The 19,931-nt window shown below is 69.5% G+C and carries 19 protein-coding genes; 9 read left to right on the forward strand and 10 right to left on the reverse strand.

Annotated elements, in window-relative coordinates; translation table 11 throughout:
- The 3 genes from RAN62_RS40305 to RAN62_RS40315 all read right to left on the reverse strand — a co-directional run.
- Window positions 1–450: DUF5990 family protein (locus RAN62_RS40305; protein ID WP_305790174.1), on the reverse strand; the 450-nt coding region annotated here is incomplete at its 3' end.
- A gap of 178 nt (window positions 451–628) precedes the next feature.
- Window positions 629–1,582, reverse strand: a complete 954-nt coding sequence (locus RAN62_RS40310; RefSeq protein WP_305790175.1) for a universal stress protein — start codon at window positions 1,580–1,582, stop codon at window positions 629–631.
- A 194-nt stretch (window positions 1,583–1,776) separates the two neighbouring features.
- Window positions 1,777–3,240 (reverse strand): amino acid permease, encoded by a 1,464-nt coding sequence (locus tag RAN62_RS40315; protein ID WP_305790176.1) that lies wholly within the window; start codon window positions 3,238–3,240, stop codon window positions 1,777–1,779.
- Window positions 3,241–3,478: 238 nt separating this feature from the next.
- Between RAN62_RS40315 and RAN62_RS40320 the strand changes: the two genes are divergently transcribed.
- From RAN62_RS40320 to RAN62_RS40330, 3 genes are read left to right on the forward strand one after another with little or no spacing between them, the layout of a single operon-like run.
- Window positions 3,479–3,829 (forward strand): STAS domain-containing protein, encoded by a 351-nt coding sequence (locus RAN62_RS40320; RefSeq protein ID WP_305790177.1) that lies wholly within the window; start codon window positions 3,479–3,481, stop codon window positions 3,827–3,829.
- A complete protein-coding gene (locus tag RAN62_RS40325) occupies window positions 3,826–4,470 on the forward strand; it encodes an alpha/beta hydrolase (protein WP_305790178.1) in 645 nt (214 codons plus the stop codon). Before RAN62_RS40320 ends, RAN62_RS40325 begins: the two co-directional genes overlap by 4 nt.
- Window position 4,471: 1 nt before the next feature.
- The gene (locus RAN62_RS40330; protein ID WP_305790179.1) at window positions 4,472–5,707 is read left to right on the forward strand and encodes an ATP-grasp domain-containing protein; all 1,236 of its coding nucleotides are present in this window, start codon (window positions 4,472–4,474) and stop codon (window positions 5,705–5,707) included.
- 52 nt (window positions 5,708–5,759) lie between these two features.
- On the opposite strand, the gene RAN62_RS40335 is transcribed toward RAN62_RS40330, so the two are convergent.
- From RAN62_RS40335 to RAN62_RS40345, 3 genes are read right to left on the reverse strand one after another with little or no spacing between them, the layout of a single operon-like run.
- Window positions 5,760–6,323, reverse strand: coding sequence for a hypothetical protein (locus RAN62_RS40335; protein ID WP_305790180.1), 564 nt, complete (start codon window positions 6,321–6,323; stop codon window positions 5,760–5,762).
- Window positions 6,324–6,326: 3 nt separating this feature from the next.
- On the reverse strand, window positions 6,327–6,527 hold the full coding sequence (locus RAN62_RS40340) for a hypothetical protein (protein ID WP_305790181.1): 201 nt from the start codon (window positions 6,525–6,527) through the stop codon (window positions 6,327–6,329).
- A complete protein-coding gene (locus tag RAN62_RS40345) occupies window positions 6,524–7,129 on the reverse strand; it encodes a hypothetical protein (RefSeq protein ID WP_305790182.1) in 606 nt (201 codons plus the stop codon). The genes RAN62_RS40340 and RAN62_RS40345 overlap by 4 nt, the downstream gene beginning before the upstream one ends.
- A 182-nt stretch (window positions 7,130–7,311) precedes the next feature.
- On the opposite strand from RAN62_RS40345, the gene RAN62_RS40350 reads away from it, so the two are divergent.
- Both RAN62_RS40350 and RAN62_RS40355 read left to right on the forward strand, forming a co-directional pair.
- A complete protein-coding gene (locus RAN62_RS40350) occupies window positions 7,312–7,773 on the forward strand; it encodes a hypothetical protein (protein WP_305790183.1) in 462 nt (153 codons plus the stop codon).
- Window positions 7,774–7,805: 32 nt separating this feature from the next.
- Window positions 7,806–8,231: a hypothetical protein gene (locus RAN62_RS40355; protein WP_305790184.1), complete on the forward strand. Its 426-nt coding sequence runs from the start codon at window positions 7,806–7,808 to the stop codon at window positions 8,229–8,231.
- A gap of 593 nt (window positions 8,232–8,824) precedes the next feature.
- Here the strand turns inward: RAN62_RS40355 and RAN62_RS40360 are convergent.
- The 3 genes from RAN62_RS40360 to RAN62_RS40370 form a co-directional block, all read right to left on the reverse strand.
- Window positions 8,825–9,811: a serine/threonine-protein kinase gene (locus RAN62_RS40360; protein WP_305790185.1), complete on the reverse strand. Its 987-nt coding sequence runs from the start codon at window positions 9,809–9,811 to the stop codon at window positions 8,825–8,827.
- 321 nt (window positions 9,812–10,132) lie between these two features.
- Window positions 10,133–11,044, reverse strand: a complete 912-nt coding sequence (locus RAN62_RS40365; protein WP_305790186.1) for a hypothetical protein — start codon at window positions 11,042–11,044, stop codon at window positions 10,133–10,135.
- 237 nt (window positions 11,045–11,281) lie between these two features.
- Window positions 11,282–12,217, reverse strand: a complete 936-nt coding sequence (locus RAN62_RS40370; protein ID WP_305790187.1) for a sulfotransferase domain-containing protein — start codon at window positions 12,215–12,217, stop codon at window positions 11,282–11,284.
- A 373-nt stretch (window positions 12,218–12,590) separates the two neighbouring features.
- Here RAN62_RS40370 and RAN62_RS40375 point away from each other — a divergent pair, with 373 nt between their 5' ends.
- Window positions 12,591–15,644: a COR domain-containing protein gene (locus tag RAN62_RS40375; RefSeq protein ID WP_305790188.1), complete on the forward strand. Its 3,054-nt coding sequence runs from the start codon at window positions 12,591–12,593 to the stop codon at window positions 15,642–15,644.
- A 118-nt stretch (window positions 15,645–15,762) separates the two neighbouring features.
- Here the strand turns inward: RAN62_RS40375 and RAN62_RS40380 are convergent, their stop codons facing one another.
- Window positions 15,763–15,921: a hypothetical protein gene (locus RAN62_RS40380; RefSeq protein ID WP_305790189.1), complete on the reverse strand. Its 159-nt coding sequence runs from the start codon at window positions 15,919–15,921 to the stop codon at window positions 15,763–15,765.
- Between the two features lie 549 nt (window positions 15,922–16,470).
- Here RAN62_RS40380 and RAN62_RS40385 point away from each other — a divergent pair.
- The 3 genes from RAN62_RS40385 to RAN62_RS40395 all read left to right on the forward strand — a co-directional run bounded on the left by RAN62_RS40385 (window position 16,471) and on the right by RAN62_RS40395 (window position 19,930).
- Window positions 16,471–17,403 (forward strand): glycosyltransferase family 2 protein, encoded by a 933-nt coding sequence (locus tag RAN62_RS40385; RefSeq protein ID WP_369077251.1) that lies wholly within the window; start codon window positions 16,471–16,473, stop codon window positions 17,401–17,403.
- A 153-nt stretch (window positions 17,404–17,556) separates the two neighbouring features.
- The gene (locus RAN62_RS40390) at window positions 17,557–18,522 is read left to right on the forward strand and encodes a glycosyltransferase family 2 protein (RefSeq protein WP_305790191.1); all 966 of its coding nucleotides are present in this window, start codon (window positions 17,557–17,559) and stop codon (window positions 18,520–18,522) included.
- Window positions 18,523–18,604: 82 nt separating this feature from the next.
- On the forward strand, window positions 18,605–19,930 hold the full coding sequence (locus RAN62_RS40395) for a glycosyltransferase family 2 protein (protein ID WP_305790192.1): 1,326 nt from the start codon (window positions 18,605–18,607) through the stop codon (window positions 19,928–19,930).
- Window position 19,931: the final 1 nt, after the last annotated feature.

Consider the following 19,931-nt stretch of genomic DNA (forward strand, 5'->3'; position numbering starts at 1 on the left):
GCCACCGCCAAATGCACCGTCGCCAGCAGCACCCTCCGCGGACGCACCGGAAGGGCTGACAGAGCCGGCAGGCAAGGCAGGACCAGCAGGACCGGCAGGACCGCCGAGACCAGCAGGACCGCCAGGACCAGCAGGACCAGCAGAACCAGCAGGACCAGCAGGACCAGGCGAGTCTCCGGGCACGCCCCAGCTCAGATAGAGAAACCGCGCGCCCGGGCGGCCGTGGACCCAGGGGCCGCCCACGTCGAGGAGGCCGTCGATCTCGCGGCTGGTGACCTCGATCGCCCAGACCGCCGCCTCGGCGTCGACCGGGATCAGGCCGGCGATGGCGACCTGGCGGCCCGGGCCGGTGCGCTGCACGCCGACGTGCACGCCTCGGAGGCGCAGGGTGTGGGCCTCGCCACCGCTGCGCCGCCCGGGCAGGTCGCTGCCCTCGATCCGGATCCGCACGTCCCGAACTCTAGGCCGACCCTCCGACAGAAACGCGACCAGGCGACGGCCAGACCGACACGGAGGCCGCCGCAAAGGACCGTCACGACGGGCCACCGAGAAGGACCATCACGACGGGCCACCGAGAAGGAGCCGTCACGAAGGCCCGCCACGGAGGCCCGCCACGAAGACCGCGCGATCATCCGCTGCGCGGCACCACCACCACGGGACGGCGGGCGCGCCGGACCAACCGGGCCGACACGCCGCCGAGCAGGACGCGGCGGGCGGGTCCATAACCCCTCGACCCGCAGACCAGGACGTCCACGTCGTCGAGCTCGGCCAGCTGGTCGACCACGTCCCCCGTACGGATCTCCCAGTCGGCCGGGGCGGCCGTGACGGTGGCCGCCGCCTGGGTGAGGGCCTGTTCGTAGGTTTCCCTCGCCGTCTCCAGGAACGCTCGCTCGGCGTCCTGGCCGACCAGGAACGGCAGTGTCGAGTCGGCGTCGGCGACCACCGTGACCAGGCGGACGGGGGTCTTGGTGCGGGCGGCGAGCGCGTGGGCGGTGGCGAGGGCGGCGCGGCCATCGAGCGTGTCGACGTAGGCGACGCCGATGCGGCTGAGGGTGCCGGGCGGGCGTTCCATGCCGGTGGGGGCGACGGCTACCGGGCACACACTGCCCGCCAGCAGGCGATCCGCCGTGCTGCCGGCGAAGAGGCGGCTGCGCGGGCCGGAGCGGCCCGAGCCCACCACGATGAGGGCGGCGGCGAGCTCTTCGGCGAGGTCGTGCAGGCCGTGGGCGGCCGAGCTGGAGGCGACGGTACGGTACTCCGCCGCACCCTCGACCACGGCGCGAGCCCCGTCGAGCACCTGCCGTGCCGCCTCGTGCCGGGCGGCCACCCATTCGGCGTCGACGCGGCCCGACCCGAGCGCCGCGGGCGCCGGGTGGACGACGGCCACGACGAGGGGCGCCCCGAGCACCTCGGCCGCCCAGGTGCCGAGGGCGAGGGCGTCGCGGGCCGAGTCGCCCCCGTCGACCCCGACGATGACCGGCCCCCGGCCCACGCCCGGCGACGAAGAAGCCGACGAAGCCACGCCCGGCGACGAAGAAGCCGACGAAGCCACGCCCGGCGACGAAGAGACGGACGAAGCCACGCCCGGCGACGAAGAGACGGACGAAGCCACGCCCGGCGACGAAGAAGCCGACGAAGCCACGCCCGGCGACGAAGAAGCCGACGAAGCCACGCCCGGCGAGGAAGAGGCCGACGAAGCCACGCCCGACGAGGAAGAGGCCGACGAGGACGGGGAGGAAGACGGTGACGAGGAACCGCCACCCGGGGACAAGGCTGTCATGACTGGTGCCCTTCGTCACGGGCCCACCCCGGCGTCCCCGAGCCGGCCTCGGTCCGCAGGCGCGAGTTCTTGTACCCGTACAGGAGATAGATGGCCAGACCCAGCACGAGCCAGACGCCGAACCGGATCCACGTGTCCAGCGGGAGGTCGCTCATCAGATAGACCGCGAACGCCACGCCGAGGATGGGCAGCACCGGCGACCACGGCACGCGGTAGGGCCGGGGCATGTCGGGGCGGGTCCGGCGCAGCACGATCACGCCGATGTTGACCAGCACGAAGGCGAAGAGCGTGCCGATGTTGACCAGTTTGACGATCTCCGACAGCGGGACCAGGGCGGCGAGGATCGCGATGAGCACGCCGAGGCCGATGGTGAGCCGGGCGGGCGTACCGTAGCGCTGGTTGACCGTGGCGAGGCGCTGCGGGAGCAGGCCGTCGCGGCACATGGCGAAGAAGATGCGCGTCTGGCCGTACATGATGACCAGGACGACGCTCGTGATGGCGACCACCGCGCCGAAGGACAGGATGCCCGCCGCCCAGGTGATGCCCGCGCCCTCGTCGAGGGCCGCGGCGAGCGGGGCGTCGCTGTCCTTCATCTGGTCGGGGCTGGCGATGCCCAGGGCGCCCACGGCGGTGAGCACGTAGAAGAGCGTGCAGATCAGCAGCGAGCCGATGATAGCGAGCGGCAGGTCCTTGGCCGGGTTGCGCGCCTCCTCGCTGCCGGTGGAGACCGCGTCGAAGCCGATGTACGCGAAGAAGATGATCGCCGCGGCCGAGGTCACCCCGTCGACGCCGCTCGGGGCGAACGGCTGGAAGTTGCCGGTGCCGAAGTTGAACAGGGCCACCACGATGAAGAACGTCAGCACGAGCAGCTTGACGGCGACCATGATCAGGTTGACCCGGGCACTCTCGGACACGCCACGGACGAGCAGGGCCGTGATCGCGAGCACGATGAACACGGCGGGCAGGTTGAAGATGCCGCCGTCCTCGGGCGACGTGGCGATCGCGTCGGGCAGCGAGACCCCGAACGCGGCGTCGAGGAACGCGTTGAGGTTGCCACCCCAGCCGACCGCGATGCCGGCGACGCTGACGCCGTACTCGAGGATGAGGTCCCACCCGATGATCCAGGCGACCAGTTCGCCGAGCGTGGCGTAGGTGTAGGTGTAGGCGCTGCCCGACACCGGGATGCTGGAGGCCAGCTCGGCGTAGGACAGCGCGGAGAAGGCGCAGGCCACCGCGGCCAGCACGAAGGACAGGATCACCGCGGGACCGGCCACGCCGGCGCCCTCGCCGATGACCACGAAGATGCCGGTGCCGATGATCGCACCGACGCCCATCGCGGTCAGGTGCAGCGAGCCGACGGCCTTCTTGAGGCCGTGCCCCTCCTCGGCGGTCTCGGTGATCAACGAGCGGACGTCACGGACGGCGAAGATCCCCGGCCGGCGGCCGGAACTTGTGGTCATGCCACCACCCCCCTCGGCTGACACCGTGACCGGCGTCGATCTGTACGGGCATCCCCCGCGGGCGAGATCGGCAGCATGGTGCAACTTCGGGCGCCGGAGTTGCCGCCCCGGGTGACACCGGATAGAGCGGTGCCCTGCGAGCCCGCCGGGGCACGTTGTACGGTGAGGGCACGGGTCGAGCGGACCGGGGGGCGCCGCGGGACCCGCCGCATCGAGCGCGACGGATGGGCGGAATGCCATGGGCGAGGCCGTGATGACGACCCGGCGCCAGGCCGACGGCACCATCGTCGTCGATGTGCGCGGCATGCTCGACGCCGCGACGGTCGACGCCCTGCGCACGGCCCTGATCACCACCCTGCACGGCGAGCGGCCGGCGATGATGGTGGTCGACCTGACCTTCGTCACGTTCATGGATTCGATGGGCGTCGGCGCCCTGGTCGCGGGCTACAACGCCGCCCGCGAGACCGGCACCCGCTTCGTGCTGCGCAACCCCAGCGAGTTCGTGCACCACCAGCTGCGCATCACCGGCCTCGCGGAGATGTTCGGCCTGCCGCCGGCGCCGACCGGCCCCCAGTCCTACCTCCCGTGACCTGGCACGACCTGGACCTGCCGCGGGGCATCACCGGGCGGGCCTGGTCGCCCCGCTCACCCGCCGGGGTGGTCCTGCTGGTGCACGACGGCGCCGAGTACGAACACCGCACGCGCCTCACGTCGGCGGCGCCCGGCTGCCACGTGGTCCTCCTCGACGCGCGGGACCGTCTCACGCAATATTCGGCCGATCCCGCGTACGCCCGGCAGTTGTCCCGCATCGTGCGCGACCTGGGCCGGGGCGCGCCCGTCGTCGGGGTGGGCGCCAGCCTCGGCGCGCTGGCCCTGCTTCACGCGCAGTGCCGGTTCCCGGTCTTCGACGGGCTGTTCCTCCAGTCGGGCAGCTTCTTCCGCCCGGCGCTGGATCGGCAGGAGTCGGACTTCCGACACTGGCTCCGCATCGTCCGGTTCACCGGTCGCGTCGCCCGGGGAAGTCTGGGCCCCGGCGTGCCGATCACGCTCACATGCGGCACCGTGGAGGAGAACCTCGCCAACAATCGCGACATGGCGCGCGCGTTGCTGGCCCAGGGCTGCCCGGTCACCTTCGCGGAGGTGCCCGGCGGCCACGACTGGGACTCGTGGCGTGCGGCTCTCGACCCGCACCTGACCGCCCTGCTGCGGAGGGTGCACCAGGAGGACTGAGATGGCGGACGTCGGGCACACCATCGGGCTGCTGCTGGGCACGGAGGAGGACTGGCCGCGCGCGTACGAGGCGTTGCTGCGCCGGGTCGGGGCGATCACCGACCCCGCCGGGCGTACCCATCGGCTGCGCAGTGTCCGCGTCACCATCGAGCCCTTCCACCTGCGGGACCGGCCCCGGCACGACCTGGTCATCGACCGGCTGGCCCACTGGTACTACCACCCGCGCGAGTGGCTCAAGAAGATCGCGCTGATGGACGACGTCTACCTGCTCAACAGCCCCTTCACCTTCCAGTCGATGGAGAAGCACGCCGCCTACTGCGCGATGCTGCGGCTGGGGCTGAAGGTGCCCGAGACGGTGCTGGTCCCGTACAAGAACCCGCTCGACAACGCCCGCTGGGCCTACACCTCCGCGCGCTACAACCAGCCCTTCGACCTGTCCGCGGTGGCGGCCTCGATCGGCTACCCGCTCTACATGAAGCCCTACGACGGCGGCGCCTGGGTCGGCGTCTCCCGCATCCGCGACGAGCAGGAGCTGCACGCCGCCTACGACGCCTCCGGCGAGCGCCTCATGCACCTGCAGGCCGCCGTCGAGGACTACGACGTCTTCGCCCGCTCGCTGACCATCGGCCCCGAGACGATGGTCATGAAGTTCCGCCCCGAGCTCCCGATGCACGAGCGCTACGCGGTCGACCACGGCTTCCTCTCCCCCGCCGTCGGCGACGAGGTCGTGACGATCTCCCGGGTGGTCAACGCCTTCTTCCGCTGGGAGTTCAACAGCTGCGAAAGCCTGATCAAGGGTACGGACGTCCACCCCATCGACTACGCCAACGCCTGCCCCGACGTGGCCGTCACCTCCCTCCACTACTACTTCCCGTGGGCCATGACCGCCCTCCTCCGCTGGACCGTCTACTGCGTCGTCACCGGCCGGCGCGCCCGCATGGACACCGACTCGTCCGCCTGGTTCGCCGTCGCGGACGACCCCGATCTGCCGTACGAGGAGAAGCTGGCCCTCTACCGCAAGCTCGCCGACGATTATCTGGACACCGAGCGCTACACCGAGTTCTGCGAGAAGCACCTGTCACATGTCCCGGAGATGGTCCACAAATGGGTCTCCTCCCCGGAGTTCCGCTCTTTGCTCACCGAGACGGTCCGCGCGATGTACCCGCCGCACGAGCACGAACGCTTCCTCGGCCACTTCGGCGGCCTGATCGACGCCTGGCTCCGCGACAACGCCTGAGAACACGGTGCCCGGGATCTTCCCCGAAACCGGGCACCGGCGTGCTCCCGTCTCATCCTGCGAGCGGCCCCAGCAACCCGTTCTTCTCGACGTGGCGTTGGCCGGCGAACGTGATCGTCGCCTTACCGTCCCGGACATGGACGAGCGCCTTCTCGTCGAGCCCGTTCAGCGTCCGGGCCAGATTGGCCTTCATCGGGGTCGGCACCCAGACTCGCAGCTCCGAAAGGGCGACAGCGGCCGGCGCCCGCGAATAGAGCAGCACGAGAACGTGATTGCTGGCCCGCAGGTCGCTGCGGAGCACCTTGGGGATGCCGTCGAATTCCTGGATCGCCGGCACGGCCCGGGTGACCAGTCCGTCGATGAGCGCCTGCCCTTCCTCCACGGTGACGCGCCCGCTGAGCCGGACGAACTCCGCGACGACCCAGTCGAGCACACCGACGACCAACGCGGCGTCCTGCAGGCTCGGATCGATACCGTCCGCCAGATGGGCGACGTCACGATTGTTCCGGATGTCGTAGACGACGCGCAGCGCTCGCGGCAGGTACATCCGGACCGACGGCGGGAAGTCGCTTCGGGAAAGGCCTTCCATGGCGTGTTCGGTCTTCTTGGTGTCCAAGGTTCAGCCGATCGGCGTGAATGATCCCTGGGCGAATTGCTGCAGCATCCGATAGGCGGCCTCGCAGAAGCGGCCTCCCTCGATCTCACTCAAGCGGTGGCCGCCGAGGTAGAAATTGCGCTTGGCCTCGGAATAGGCGCCCAGCAGCTCCTTCACCAAACCTGCGTCCCAGGTTCCGGTCAGCACCTCGTCGACGTTCTTCACGACTCGTCCTCGTCCGTGCGCGTACCGCGTCGCGATCCCGAGGTCGATTTCCTCGCCTTGAAGGGATTCTGCTTGCGTGCCGCCTCGACGGCGTCTCGGTCGGGCAAGGCGTCGACTACCGCCTCACCACGGCTCGTGAGCTGCTTCGCGCCGTTGGAGGCCGCGACGATGTAGCCGTTCGAGCGCTCGGTGTTGTCGACATCCCGGGGCATGTTCCCGAACTTGGGTTGAGCAGCCTCGGTGTTGAGAGCGGTGAGGTCCGCGCTCTTGAAGAACTTGGACCCCCGGTAGGTCGTCAGGTAGTAGCCGAGGCAAGCGATCTTCTCCGCTTGATTCTGCGGGCGCTTCTGAGTCATGAAATCCCTCGGATCAGCCGGAGGAACAACGGGATCGCCGGCCCCCGGAGCTGCGACCTCGGACTGGGCCGGTGCCTGTTCCACCTCGAGCGCCTCGCAGAGCCACCTGATCGCGCTGCGGCGACTTTCTTGACCGAGCTTCTCCAAGACGTCGTAGAAGACCTGCATAGCTTGGAGCTCTTGCAACCTGTCGGTCGGCCGGGTCGTGGGCTCCTCGGCGGGCTCCTCGATGAGTTCCGTGGTCAACTCAACCTCCTTGCAAAGATGATCTTCACTGCTTGACGGTTTGCCGAGCAGCGGTTCAACTTCACTGGAGGCATGTCGCGCATCTGTCGCGCTCATCGTGTGAGCTGGTCGCCAGCGCCCGATTCAAGGGATACACGCACCTGACCGTCTCGCGAGCGACCGCTCGAAGCTAGGAGTTGGCAATGGCCAGAGAGTGCACCCATCAAGCACAGGCTGCCGGAGCTTACCTCTTGCAACTCCTCAGGGATGACGTCCGATACAGAGCACGGTGGCGCTGCGGCACCGACCGTCATGGCCACGGCGACGTCAACCAGGCCGCCGTGGCCGGAGTGATCCAGGAGTATCTGTGGGATGCGGGCGAACGATCGGAGACGGATACCGCGCTGCGCAGACGACTCAAAGACCGGGTCTCCCGAGCCCTCACGGGAGCTTCCCTTTCGGCCGAGACACTGCGCTGGTTCGTCAAGGCCTTCACTATGACTGATCACGACGCGGCGGCACTCTGGGCATTGCTGGAAGGCCGGGAAGCCGCCACAGAGGGCGTCTCTCACACGTTGTCACGTCACAGGGAAATGGTGTCGAGGCAGCGCCATCGCACGGTCACCTCGTCGAACGGTATCTGGTCGACCCCGACGGCTCCTTGAGGGAGAGACGTACACATCACACGATTCGGGCGGTGGAGGACGGGGTCGACGTATACATCTTCAATCATGAGCCGTATGCCGTGGAGATCGATGTCGAATACGGCGGCAACGTGGGCAGAACCCATCGGTACGGCGGCGGACTCACCGCGGTGGAGATTGAACTGACTGCCCCGTTGCGTAGTGGTGAGATCACGTCCTTCGAATACCGGACTGTCTTCCAGGAAGACACGACCACCGACGAAGTACGGAGGGCGGCGTTCGCGAGAGCCGAGCATGTCGACCTCGCGGTGCAGTTTGCGGGTTCCCGGCGGCCGCGCAAAGCCCGGTGGTGCGTCTGGGACGACCACTTGGCCGAACGGACACTCCGCGAATTCCCGATCAGTGTCCAGGGTTCTTACATCAGGCGGCACCTGCCCTTCATCGAGCAGACGGTCGTCGGATTCCGCTGGATCTGGTGATGTGCGGAAGCTTCGCGGCGAAAACGCGTTGCCGCCCAGTGGGCGGGCGGGGTCGGGCCTCAGGGGTGAGTGGCGCCGGCTTACGATCACCCTCGATGGCTAGCGGTTGTCGATATCGTGTTGCCGGCTCCGACCTCGATGCAGGGTCCGGAAATGGCACTCAAGCGGATGGACCATGTCGTCATCCTGGTCGAGGACCTGGACGCGGTCGTCGAGCTGGGCCTGGAACTCGAAGGCCGCTTACCGGCCGAGGGCACCTGGGTGGAGAGCGTCATCGGCGTGCGCGGCGTCCGGCAGGAGGCGCCATGCTGCGCACATCCGACAGGCACGGCCGGCTCGAGCTGGTGGAGTTCCATGCGCCGGAGCCCGTACGCCCGGAGCCCGCCCCGCCAACACCCTGGGCATCCGCCGCATCATGTCGCCGTCGACGACGTGCTTTCCCGCCTGCGTTCCCACGGGGCCGAGCTGGTCGGCGAGGTCGCCCGCTACGAGAACGTCTACCGCCTCTGCTGCTTCCGCAGCCCCGAAGGGATCATCACCAACCTCGCTGAGGAGCTGACCGCCCCGGCGCGTGAGGGCGGGCCGGAGCACGCTCAGGAGGCGCGGTGGCGGCCGCGCGGGGCGGGCTGCCACGAGGCGTCCGTGCGGGGCTCCGGCATCGCGACGCTGGTGGCGGCGTCGGCGGCTTGTTCGTCCCAGGGGGAGACGGTGGACGGGCGGGGCATGCGGGGGCCCAGGTCGGTCAGCGGCACGTAGACGCGGGCGTCGACCGCCTCGGCCAGGAGGAGGGCGGCGACCAGGGCGGTCGGGCGTTCGGCGGGGTCCTTGTCGAGGCAGCGGGAGACCAGGTCGAGGACCTCGGGGGCCAGGCCGTCGATGGCCGGGAGGGGGTCCGGGTTGCCGTAGCGCTGGGCCTTGACCAGGGCGGTGTGCGTGGCGACGGTCCAGGGGATGCGGCCGGAGAGGCAGTGGTAGAGCAGGACGCCCAGGGCGTACATGTCGGCGGCCGGGGTGGCGGGGGCGCCCTCGAAGCGTTCCGGGGCGACGTAGGCGGGGGTGCCCATGACCGGGCCGTCCGGGTCGGGGTCGACGCTGCCCGCGGCGGCGGCGATGCCGAAGTCGAGGACCTTGGCGCCGGACGGGGTGAGCATGATGTTGGACGGCTTGATGTCGCGGTGGACGACGTGCTGGGCGTGGGCGGCGGCGAGGGCCGCGGCGACCTCGGCGCAGACGCGGACGGCGATGCGCCAGTCGAGGGCGCCCGTCCGCAGGTGGGCGCTCAGGGTCTGCCCGTCGACGAGCTCCATGACGATGTACGGGACGTCGCGCCCCGGCTCGGGCGAGGTGCCGAAGTCGTGGACGCCGGCCACGTTGGGGTGGGCGAGCCGGGCGGCGGAGCGGGCCTCGGCCCGGACCAGGTCGACGCCCTCGGTCGCGCCGAGGGTGCCCTCGACGGCCGGCGCCATGATCTTGACGGCGACGGGGCGGTCGAGGACGCGGTCGTGGCCGCGCCAGACCTCGGCCATGCCGCCGATGCCGATGCGCTGCTCGAGCTGGTAACGCCCGCCCAGCATCCGCATCGGTGCTCCCCCGCTGATCGTCCGTCCCTGGTAACCGGCTTGCTACCCGGCCTCCGGGCAGCACAAACGCGGGGCACTCCGGCGGGTGGCGGGCCCGGATCGAACGTCACAGTCAGTGATGCCGCCGTGGCAACATGCCGGAAACACGCGGACGGAACAAACATGGCGGAACCCGTCCTTGTGGGAGGGTTCCGCCATGGCGGGCCGCGCCGCACGGCCGCCGGTTGATGCCGGCGACCGCCCGCGACCGGGCGTTATGGGCAAGACGCTAGGCGCCGTTGATCACCGTACGTCATCCGGGGCCGGGCCGGGTGACCCGGCTCATAGGACCTCGGTGCGCAGATCGTGGGCCCCGTCCGCCCGCGTGGCCTCGTAGTAGAGCCGCGTCCCGCCCGACGGCAGCGGCAGCACGCACAGGTAGCGCAGACCGTTCGGGGCGTGCGGGCTGCCGAGCGGCTCGCCCTCCTCCGCGGTCAGCTCGCCGAAGCTGCCGTCGGCCAGGCGGGCGCCCCGGGCCGTGCCCGTGCGCTCCTCCCAGTTCTCCCCGGCGGTCGCGCGGCCGTCGTACGACACGAGGATGGTGTCGCCGGTCACGGACACCGACGAGACGCGTACGCCGCGCGCGTCCCACTGCCCCGGACGGCCCGCGAGCGCCGTGCCGCGCCAGGTCCAGTGGATGCCGTCGGGGCTGGTCGCGTACTCGGTGGTCATGCGGTCCGCGTCGTCCCACGACTCGAGGGGGTGCACCGACGCCCAGAGGTGCCAGCCGTACTCGTCGTGGTGCAGCACGGGGTCCTTGACCCCGACCGTGTCGTCGCCCGCGAGCACGGTGACGGCGGGCGCCGTGGCGAGCTCCGCCGGGGTGGCCGCGTCGAGCATGTCGACGCGCCAGTGCTTGGTGCCCGGCGTGGCGGCGCTCACGTAGAGCCGCCACCGGCCCTCCGGCGTGCGGACGAGCGCCGGCCGCTCGAGGGACTCGGCGCCGAAGCGCTCCTTGTCGACCTCGGCGACGGTCTCGAAGGTCACCCCGTCGGCGGACCGGGCGATCACGTTGGCGATGCCGCGCCCCTCCCCGATCGGCAGGCGCAGCCGGTAGGCGAGGTAGAAGTGACCGTCCGCGACGACCGCCGACGGCGCGCCGGCCCAGGCTCCCGGCTCGTCACCGGGCGGCTCCACCACCACCGTCGACTCGTCCCAGCGGGGCAACGACAGCGTCTGAGTTCCGATGGACAAGGCGGCTCCATTCCGTGGCTACGGCGACACGACGAAGGGTAGCTTCCAACATCTATGGGGATGATAGGAATTCGCCCCCGCCGGCACCAGAAGACAACCACAAAGCAGATGTCGTAGCGGGGTGGTGGGTACAGACCGCCGCTCCCGCCGAGGTGCCCGGAGCGACTCCGCTGGCCGCTGGCGCGGCCAGAGCGCGGAGCCCCACCGGGCCACGTGCGTGATCCAAGCTCCCGAAGATCAAACCCGTTTGGCGTGCCGGTCCACGGAGAGCCAGTCGTCGTAGGTCTCCCCGGTCACGTCCTGCAGCAGGGCGATGTCGTCGGCGAAGAGCGGCAGCAGCGCCTCCCGCTCGGCCGGCGTGGTGACCGGGCGCGTGCCGTTCTTGCGGTGCAGGAGCGTGAGGAGCGGACCCCGGGCGGCGAGCCGCAACGGTACGGGGAACCGGTGCCCGAAGGTGCCGCCCGCCCGCAGCAGCCCCCGCAGCACCCGGTTGAGCCCGTTGTCCTCGACGACGTGCCGGTTGACGTTCTCCTTGGGGATCTCGCGGAGCACGCCGGTCTCCACGCCCAGGAAGTCGCACACCCGGTCCAGCGTGGCGGCGGGGGCGTCCTTCAGCTCGCGGTAGCGCAGCAGCAGCACCTGCTCGCGCGGGAAGACCTTGTAGAGATGCTGGACCTGCCGGCCGTAGAGCCCGAGGCTCACGTAGTGCCAGAAGTCGGCCCACCCCGCCGCCTTGCGCTGCTCCTCGGCCCGGCAGGCGGTGAGGAAGTCGGCCTCCGGCTCGAGCCCGGCGTTCCACAGGTGCGTCCAGTTGGAGTGAGCGCGGTCGACCGGGTCCCGGAGCAGGAGGATCAGCTTGGCGTCCGGGACGAGGGCGCGGATCCGGTCGTGGGAGCCGTGGTCGTACAGATAGAAGGGCGTCGCCTCGCCCCGCAGCGTGCCCACCGGCGCCGGATCGAAGAGGGCCTCGTAGTCGGCGCGCCGCCACACGTGCTCCTGATAGGTCTGCACGTCACCGGGCCCACCCGTCGCCGGCGGCCGGCCGTCGGTGAGGAAGAACTTCGGCTCCTTCACCGCCGGCAGGAACAGCCCGGGATGCCGGACCAGGGCGGCGTGCAGGGCGGTGGTCCCGGCCTTGGGCACACCGGCGATCAGGAAATCGGGAAGCGGCATGGTCTCTCCTCGATGTGCGGGCGGCACCCCATGAAGTGACACTTACCCTACAGATCAAGTAGGCAATCCCGCCTCGGGGCCGACACGGGGGCCGGCCACGAAACCGTGCGGCCCGGACCACCGGGCGCACTGGGTCCACCAGCACGCGCGCGGACCGCTACACCGGCACGGGATGTCTCGCTCCTCCCAAGAACTACGTGCACGAACTCGGAACAGACGAACGCCGAGACCGCTTATTCGACCGAGAAGCATCACGCGTCCTGTCATCGATCCGACAGGCGATGGCTCGCCATAGATTGGATCAACGCGGTACGCATACGGTTTCGGCATGGGAGGACCCAGCCGGAGGCCGAGGTTCAGAAGATTCATCATCATGCGGAAGCCGACCGGCGGGAGAACCAGCGGGGACGACAGGGACTGGCAACGGATACCTGACGGCTCGACGGTCCTGCCGGGAGCCGCGCAATGGTCGCCTGTCCGGCCGCCCGGAGTATTCAGCCTGGATGACATAGAGCGAGCCCGCCGCGACGGGTACCTGCGCTTCTCAGGGTCAGGACTCACATCGCTCCCGGCTGAGATCAGCCAGCTCGGTGACCTCGGGCGACTCTACCTCGTACACAACGAGCTCGTGGTGCTACCGCCCGGCATAGGTCACCTGGTGAACCTGACCGAGCTGGATGTCAGGAGCAACCGACTGAATACTTTGCCCGCTGAGATCGGAAGGCTGAGTTCGCTCGAGGAACTGTATCTGGACGACAATGCGATAACCACCCTCCCCGTCGAGATAGGGGACCTCGGCGAGCTGCGCAACCTCGACCTCGAAGGTAATAAACTCAGGAAGCTGCCGCCCGCTCTCTTCAAGTTGCGCAAGCTCGAACAGCTGGATCTCCGCAACAACGGTCTCACCGAACTGCCCGGCGAGATCGGCCGTCTCACCAATCTCCGACGGCTCTATCTGAGCCACAACGCCCTCAGCGAGATCCCGCCGGAGATCGGCCAGCTGACCAGGCTGGAGAAGCTGGAACTGGACCACAACCACATCTCCGCCCTGCCTCGCGAAATTATTCAGATTCTCACTCGGCCGATCACGTTCACGATGGAGAACAACCCTCTGCAGGAGCCCTATCCCGATCTCATAGCTCGCGGGTGGACAGCCGTGTCCGCGTACCTGAAAAGCCTGGAGGACGCGATCCCCCAGTACGAGGCCAAGGTCCTGGTCGTCGGCGAGGGCAACGTCGGCAAGACGTCACTCATCGCGTCTCTTCGCTCCGAGTCGTTCGTCGCGAATCGCGACACCACACACGGTCTGGAGATCCAGCCGCTCACCCTCCAGCATCCCGACCTCGAGGTGAAGATCACCGTTCGCACCTGGGATTTCGGTGGCCAGGAGGTCTATCGGATCACCCACCCCTTCTTCTTCAGCCGCCGCGCTCTCTACATCGTCGTGTGGAATCCCCGGGACGGGCAGGAGCAGAACGAGGTCGAGGCGTGGCTGCAGCGCATCCGCCTTCGCGTCGGGCTGGAAGCCCGAGCCGTCATCGTCTCGACACACGGCGACGAGCGCCATGCCGAGATCGACTACGAGCACCTCAAGCGGACCTTCCCCGGCATGCTCGCCGGCCATTTCACGATAGATAATCGGTCGGGTCGCGGCATTGATTCGCTTCGAGAGGCCATGGCCCGGGAGTCGGCAGCACTCCCGCAGATGGGCAGGATGCTCAGCCCGCGCTGGATATCGGCGCGTGACGAAATCCTGTCCCAGTACCGCGAGCGTCCCCAGATATCCTTCGACCAGTTCGTCGAGACCTGCAGGTACCACGGCCTGGACACCGACGAGATCTCGACCCTGAGCGAGCTCATGCACGATCTCGGCCACATCATCCACTACGGGGACTACGAGGGACTACGCGACATCGTGGTCCTCAATCCCGAGTGGCTGACCAAAGCCATCGGCTTCGTCCTGGAGGACGGACCGACCCGATCCTCGGCAGGCGTCCTGGCTCATCGGCGGCTGTACGAAATATGGAACGAAAAGATGCCTGAGGGCTACGAGACGCGGCACTACCCGTACTTCCTGAGACTCATGGAGCAGTTCGACATCTGCTACCGGCTGAGCGAGGGGCCGGATCCGCTCAGCTTGGTGGCGCAATTGGTGCCGCATGCACGACCGCGCCTGCCATGGTCATTCGACACTCCGTTGTTTCCCGGCCTGCGACGCATCCGCGTGGTTTGCAAGCTGAACGAGCCCGCGCTGGGACTGGTCTCCTGGCTCACCGTGCGACACCACCCCTCCTCCGTGGGCATGCACTGGCGCCGTGGAGTCTTCCTCCGGAATCCCATCTCCGCCTACGCTTCCGAGGCCCTCATCGAGCTGGACTCCGATCGCCGGCTGCTGATCGAGGTCAGGGCCCCGTCGCCCGACATGTTCTTCAATGTCATCATCGACAGCGTTCAACTTCTTCTTCATCTACGCTGGCCGGGACTCCACTACAGCCTGGTGATTCCGTGCCCCACTGCCGGGTGCACGGGTGAGTTCCCGCTCGACAATCTCCTGCGGAGACGACGGAACCAGCGCAGCAGGCGCGACTGCATGGAGTGTGACGGCGAATTCGACATCGCGGAGCTGCTCACCGGCTTCTCAGCAGTCGAGCCTGAACTTCACAGTGCCATCAACCGTCTTGTCTACCGCATCGACGACATGTCCCAAGCGGTAGAGAAGATCGAGGCCGGCGTTGACCGCATCGAGGTGCTCGCCACCGAAAGCACGCATTTCTTGCGCAGGGTGATCAAAACACTCTCCACGGAGGTCACCGACTGCCCCAGGATTTTCACGCTCGCTCCCCCGCCGCGCGCCTCGGTGCTCGACCGGCTACGCCTCACCACCGACCTCGTCCTTCTCACGCTCTGGTGCGAGCACCCGGGCGAGTGGCACCCGTGGCACGAGGCGTCCTACGAGTTACGGCAGGAGAAGGAGTGGCTGGGACACATCTCTCCCTACATCGACTTCCTCCTCAAGGCCCTGCGGCTCGTCGTACCGGTGACGGCGGCCGTTGCAGGCGTGGTGCTGCCCAAGCCGGACCTCGATGACATCAACGCGGAACTTCAACTCATGAAAGTCGTGGCCGAGCGGTTGCCCGCGCAAGTCGACCGGCCGGAACGCGAAAGCGAGGTCACCGAGAACAACTTGACCATGGCGGAGGGTGCCGCCTTACGGGCGTTTCGCGCTCTGCTGTTCCGGCAGGACCCGAGCCAGCACTTCGGGGGCCTCCGAAGGGTGCAGGCACCTTCCGGCGAATTCCTGTGGGTCTGCCCACGCCACTACCAAGAGTATGACCCCGGCTTACCGACGGTCTTGGATCTTCGGCCGATGAGCGGAAACCACGATCTTCACGGCCCACCCGAACTGAGCCCCGGCTCGTCGCACTGATCGAGCTTCGTCGCCGGCCGCCGCCCTGCGCACCAGCAGCCCGGCGCCGTCGAAACATTTGCCGGCCGAGCCGAAGACCTCCCAGCGCCGGACCGGGCAATGACGGTAGATGCGTCCGTCAGCCGAGGAGGCGGCGCCACCAGGTGCGGCGGCGGAAGCGGGGGCAGCCGGCCGCGCCGCAGAAGGTGCACTCGCTGCCGGCGCGGTAGTGGTCGTGGGCCTGGCGCTCGTGGCCGCAGACACAGAGGGCTTCCGGGGCGGTCACGGGATCACGCACCGTGCCGATGCGGACGCGGGGCGGGCCGGGCGCCGGGGGCTGTCATGCCCACAGCCTAGGCACAGGCGGCGACCAGGCCCGGCAACGCGCCGATACAACCGTCCTGCAACCAAGCGTTATACGCACGGTTACGTCACGGCAGGTGAGCGGGAACACTCGGGAAAATCGGAAATCGGTATTTCCCGGAATTGCGTGCCCGTCGTCGCCCGCCTTTCCGGAAAGCGCGGGAACGGGCGTTTCACGCCTCGCCGTGCCTGGATGTCCATTACTGGCTGTGATTGGTGGGGCGGATGGTCAACAAGATCACCCGTGAGCATAAGTGCTGCTCATCCGTCTGGTCAGGAGCGACCGTGGGGTGACGAGCACCTCGGTCCTTTGGTTAGTTGACGCTACGTAGCGTGTAGCTACAGTTGTCGGCAGAGCCCGGCAATTCGATGATTCCGCTCCCGGAAATCGATGGAAGCAGCCACCGAAGGGAACGACATGCAGCTCCCCCCGTCCTCTGGTAACACAGCGAGTAATCACAGTTTGTCACCGACTGTGAGCGTGGTGATCCCGACCCTGAACGAGGAGCGCAATCTCCCGCACGTGTTCGCGAAGCTCCCGGCCGGCATCGACGAGGTGATCCTCGTGGACGGCGGCTCGACCGACCGGACCGTCGCGGTCGCCCGCGAGCTGCGCCCCGACGTCGTGGTCGTGCACCAGACCCGCACGGGCAAGGGCAATGCCCTGGCCTGCGGCTTCGCCGCCTGCACGAGCGACATCATCGTGATGATCGACGCCGACGGGTCCACCGACCCGGGCGAGATCCCGCTCTTCGTGGCCCAGCTGACCGACGGCGCCGACTTCGTCAAGGGCTCGCGCTTCTCGCACGGCGGGCACAGCCACGACATCACCAAGCTGCGCAAGCTCGGCAACGACGGGCTCAACCTGGTCGTCAACGTGCTCTTCGGAACCCGGTTCACCGACCTCTGCTACGGCTACAACGCCTTCTGGGCGCGGGTCGTGCCGACGCTGGACCTGCCGGACGTCGCGCTGCCGCGCCCGACCGACGGCTCCAAGCTCTGGGGCGACGGCTTCGAGATCGAGACGATGATCAACATCCGGGCCGCCGCCGACGGCATGCGGGTCGGCGAGGTCGGCAGCGTCGAGCACGCCCGCATCCACGGGCAGAGCAACCTCAACACCTTCCGGGACGGCTTCCGCGTGCTGCGGACGATCTTCAGCGAGTACGGCCGGATGCGCCGGATGCGCCGCACCGGCGCCAACCGCGGCGGCGTGATCGTGCACCAGCGCCCCGGCGCGGGCAACACCCCGCCCGCGCACGCCCTCAACCGGGTCGTCAACCGCGCCCCGGCCGCGGGCAGCGCCGCCGACACCGACCCGCGCATGCACATCGCCAACGTCAACCGCGGCAGCCTCCGCCGCGACGACCAGCGCTCGGCCCGCCCCCGTCACTCGCGCGTGACCAGCGAGGACTGAGCCACCCGGCCGGCTCTGCCACCGGAGGCGCCTGCGCCGGCGGGACGACCGCCGCGACCGCCCGCGCCACCGCGGGGCCCGACAGCCCCGCCGACCAGGTCCGCCCCTCCCGCTCCCCGCGGACCGCACCGCACGCCCGCCCGAGAGGTACCCGTGGAATCCACCCCCCGCCCCGCCGTCAGCATCGTCATCCCGTGCCACACCGAGCGCCGCTGGGCGTCGATCGTCCGGACCGTCGCCGCGGCCAAGTCGCAGACCGTCGCCCCGGCCGAGATCGTGCTCGTCGTCGATCACAACCCGGCCCTGTTCCGCCGGGCCCGCCGCGACCTGGCCGGCGTGACGGTCCTGGAGAACCTGTACGCCCAGGGCGTCTCCGGCAACCGCAACACCGGCGCCTTCCACACGTCGACGTCGCTGATCGCGTTTCTCGACGACGACGTGACGATGGGCCCGGAGTGGCTGGCGACGATGCTGACCGCCTTCGCCGATCCGCGGGTGGTGGGCGCCGGCAACGCGATCGACCCCGAGTGGGAACGCGGGGCGCCCCGCTGGATGCCCGAGGAGTTCCTCTGGGCGGTCGGCGGCTCCTACCGCGGCATGCCCACGACCATGGCGCCGGTCCGCAACGTGTGGTCGGCCGGCATGGTGGTGCGGCGCAAGCCGTTCCTGGCGGTCGGCGGCTTCCGGACCGGGTTCGGCAAGCTCGGCAAGCAGAACCGCCCCGAAGACACCGAGCTGTGCCTGCGGATGAGCGCCCACGACGGCGGCCACTGGATGTACGTGCCCGAGGCCCGCCTGCGCCACGACGTGCCCGCCGCGAGCTCGACCTTCCCGTGGTTCGTGCGCCGCTGCTACGCCGAGGGCCGGGGCAAGGTCGCCATGGCCGGGCTGCTCGACGGCTCGAAGAGTCTCGGCTCGGAGCAGAGCTACCTGAAGTCGCTGCCCCGCGCGGTCGCCCGCAATCTCGGTCTCGCCGCCCGGGGCCGCGGCGTGGACCACGTACTCAAAGCGGGGGGTGTGCTTGTGGGGGTTGCCGCCGCCGGCTGGGGTGGCGCCGTCGAGACCGTCGCCGCCCGCCGCGCCCCCCGTCCCGTGATCAGCGCGGAGGTGGCCCGATGACCGCCGGAGAAATCCGTCCCGCCGTCAGCGCGGACGTGGCCTGCCGCACTCTGCGCCCGATCGCAAACGTGGAGGTGGCCCGATGACCGCCGTCGACGAACCGCTGACCGCGCCCGCGCTCGAGCAGAGCCGCCCGGCCGTCGTCCTCGACCTCGACCTGGCCCAGCCGCTTCCCGCGGTGCCCGCCATCGGCACGGACGGCCGGCGGATCGAGCGCGCGTGGGCCCTGGTCCGCCTGTTCACCGAGCCGCTGGGCACGGTGCTGGTGCCCGTACCCGAGCATGGTCTTGCCCCCGCTGACCTGCGGCGCGCGATCGAGAGCGAGCTGGCGGACGAGCTGGCGTCGCGCGGCCTCGCCGGCGTGCCCGAAACCGGCGTCACGCCCGCGACCGAGCCCGCGTTCCTGGCCCGGCGCCGCGAGGTGCTCGCCGACGCGCCGCCGATCACCGTCGTGGTCTGCACCCGTGAGCGGCCCGGCGCCCTCGCGCGGTGCCTCGACAGCCTGCTCGCGCAGGAGTACCCCGACTTCCGGGTGCTGGTCGTGGACAACGCGCCGGCCACCGACGCGACCGCCGAGGTGGTGCGCTCGGCCGCCCGCCGGGGCCCGGTGGACTACCTGGTGGAGCGCAAGGCCGGGCTGTCCTTCGCCCGCAACGCCGCGCAGGCCGCCGCGCCGGGCGAGATCCTCGCCTGGATCGACGACGACGAGTACGCGGACCCGCACTGGCTGGCCGAGATCGCCCGCGCCTTCGCCGACCACCCCGAGGCGGACGTCGTCTCCGGCGTCATCGTCCCGGCGGAGCTGGAGACGCAGGCGCAGCTGTGGTTCGAGCAGTTCGGCGGGCACAGCAAGGGCCGCGGCTTCCGCCCGGACACGTTCAGCCCGGCGACCGCCCACGTGCAGAGCCCGCTCTACCCGCTGCCGCCCTTCGGCACCGGGGCCAACATGACCTTCCGCCCGGGCGTCATCGAGCGCATCGGCGGCTGGGACAACGCGCTCGGCGCCGGCACCCCGGCCATGGGCTCGGAGGACACGCTCGCGTTCACCAAGGTGCTCGTCGACGGCGGCACGATCGTCTACCAGCCGACCGCGGTCACGCACCACTACCACCGGCGCGACCTCGCGGGCCTGCGCAAGCAGATGATCGGGTACGGGGCCGGGCTGACCGCCGCGTACACGAGCCTGCTGCTCGGCCGGCCCGCGCTGCTCTGGCCGCTGCTCAAGCTCGTGCCCGGCGCGTTGCGGGATCTCACCGGCCAGGACAGCCTGCGCGTGTCGACGCTGCAGGACGACTTCCCGCGTGAGCTGCTCGGCGCCAACAAGCGGGGCATGCTGGCCGGACCCCGGCTCTACCTCAAGGGTCGCCGCGCCGCCCGGGCCAAGCTTCGCGCCGAGGCGCGCCGCTGAT

This window comes from Symbioplanes lichenis (genome assembly GCF_030709675.1).
In the GTDB taxonomy this organism is placed as follows: Bacteria; Actinomycetota; Actinomycetes; order Mycobacteriales; family Micromonosporaceae; genus Actinoplanes; species Actinoplanes lichenis.

Coding starts and splice junctions, on each gene's coding strand:
- RAN62_RS40315 (WP_305790176.1), bottom strand. CDS start 3,240: ATGACCACAAGTTCCGGCCGCCGGCCGGGGATCTTCGCCGTCCGTGAC.
- RAN62_RS40320 (WP_305790177.1), top strand. CDS start 3,479: ATGGGCGAGGCCGTGATGACGACCCGGCGCCAGGCCGACGGCACCATC.
- RAN62_RS40330 (WP_305790179.1), top strand. CDS start 4,472: ATGGCGGACGTCGGGCACACCATCGGGCTGCTGCTGGGCACGGAGGAG.
- RAN62_RS40350 (WP_305790183.1), top strand. CDS start 7,312: ATGGCCAGAGAGTGCACCCATCAAGCACAGGCTGCCGGAGCTTACCTC.
- RAN62_RS40360 (WP_305790185.1), bottom strand. CDS start 9,811: ATGCGGATGCTGGGCGGGCGTTACCAGCTCGAGCAGCGCATCGGCATC.
- RAN62_RS40370 (WP_305790187.1), bottom strand. CDS start 12,217: ATGCCGCTTCCCGATTTCCTGATCGCCGGTGTGCCCAAGGCCGGGACC.
- RAN62_RS40375 (WP_305790188.1), top strand. CDS start 12,591: ATGCGGAAGCCGACCGGCGGGAGAACCAGCGGGGACGACAGGGACTGG.
- RAN62_RS40395 (WP_305790192.1), top strand. CDS start 18,605: ATGACCGCCGTCGACGAACCGCTGACCGCGCCCGCGCTCGAGCAGAGC.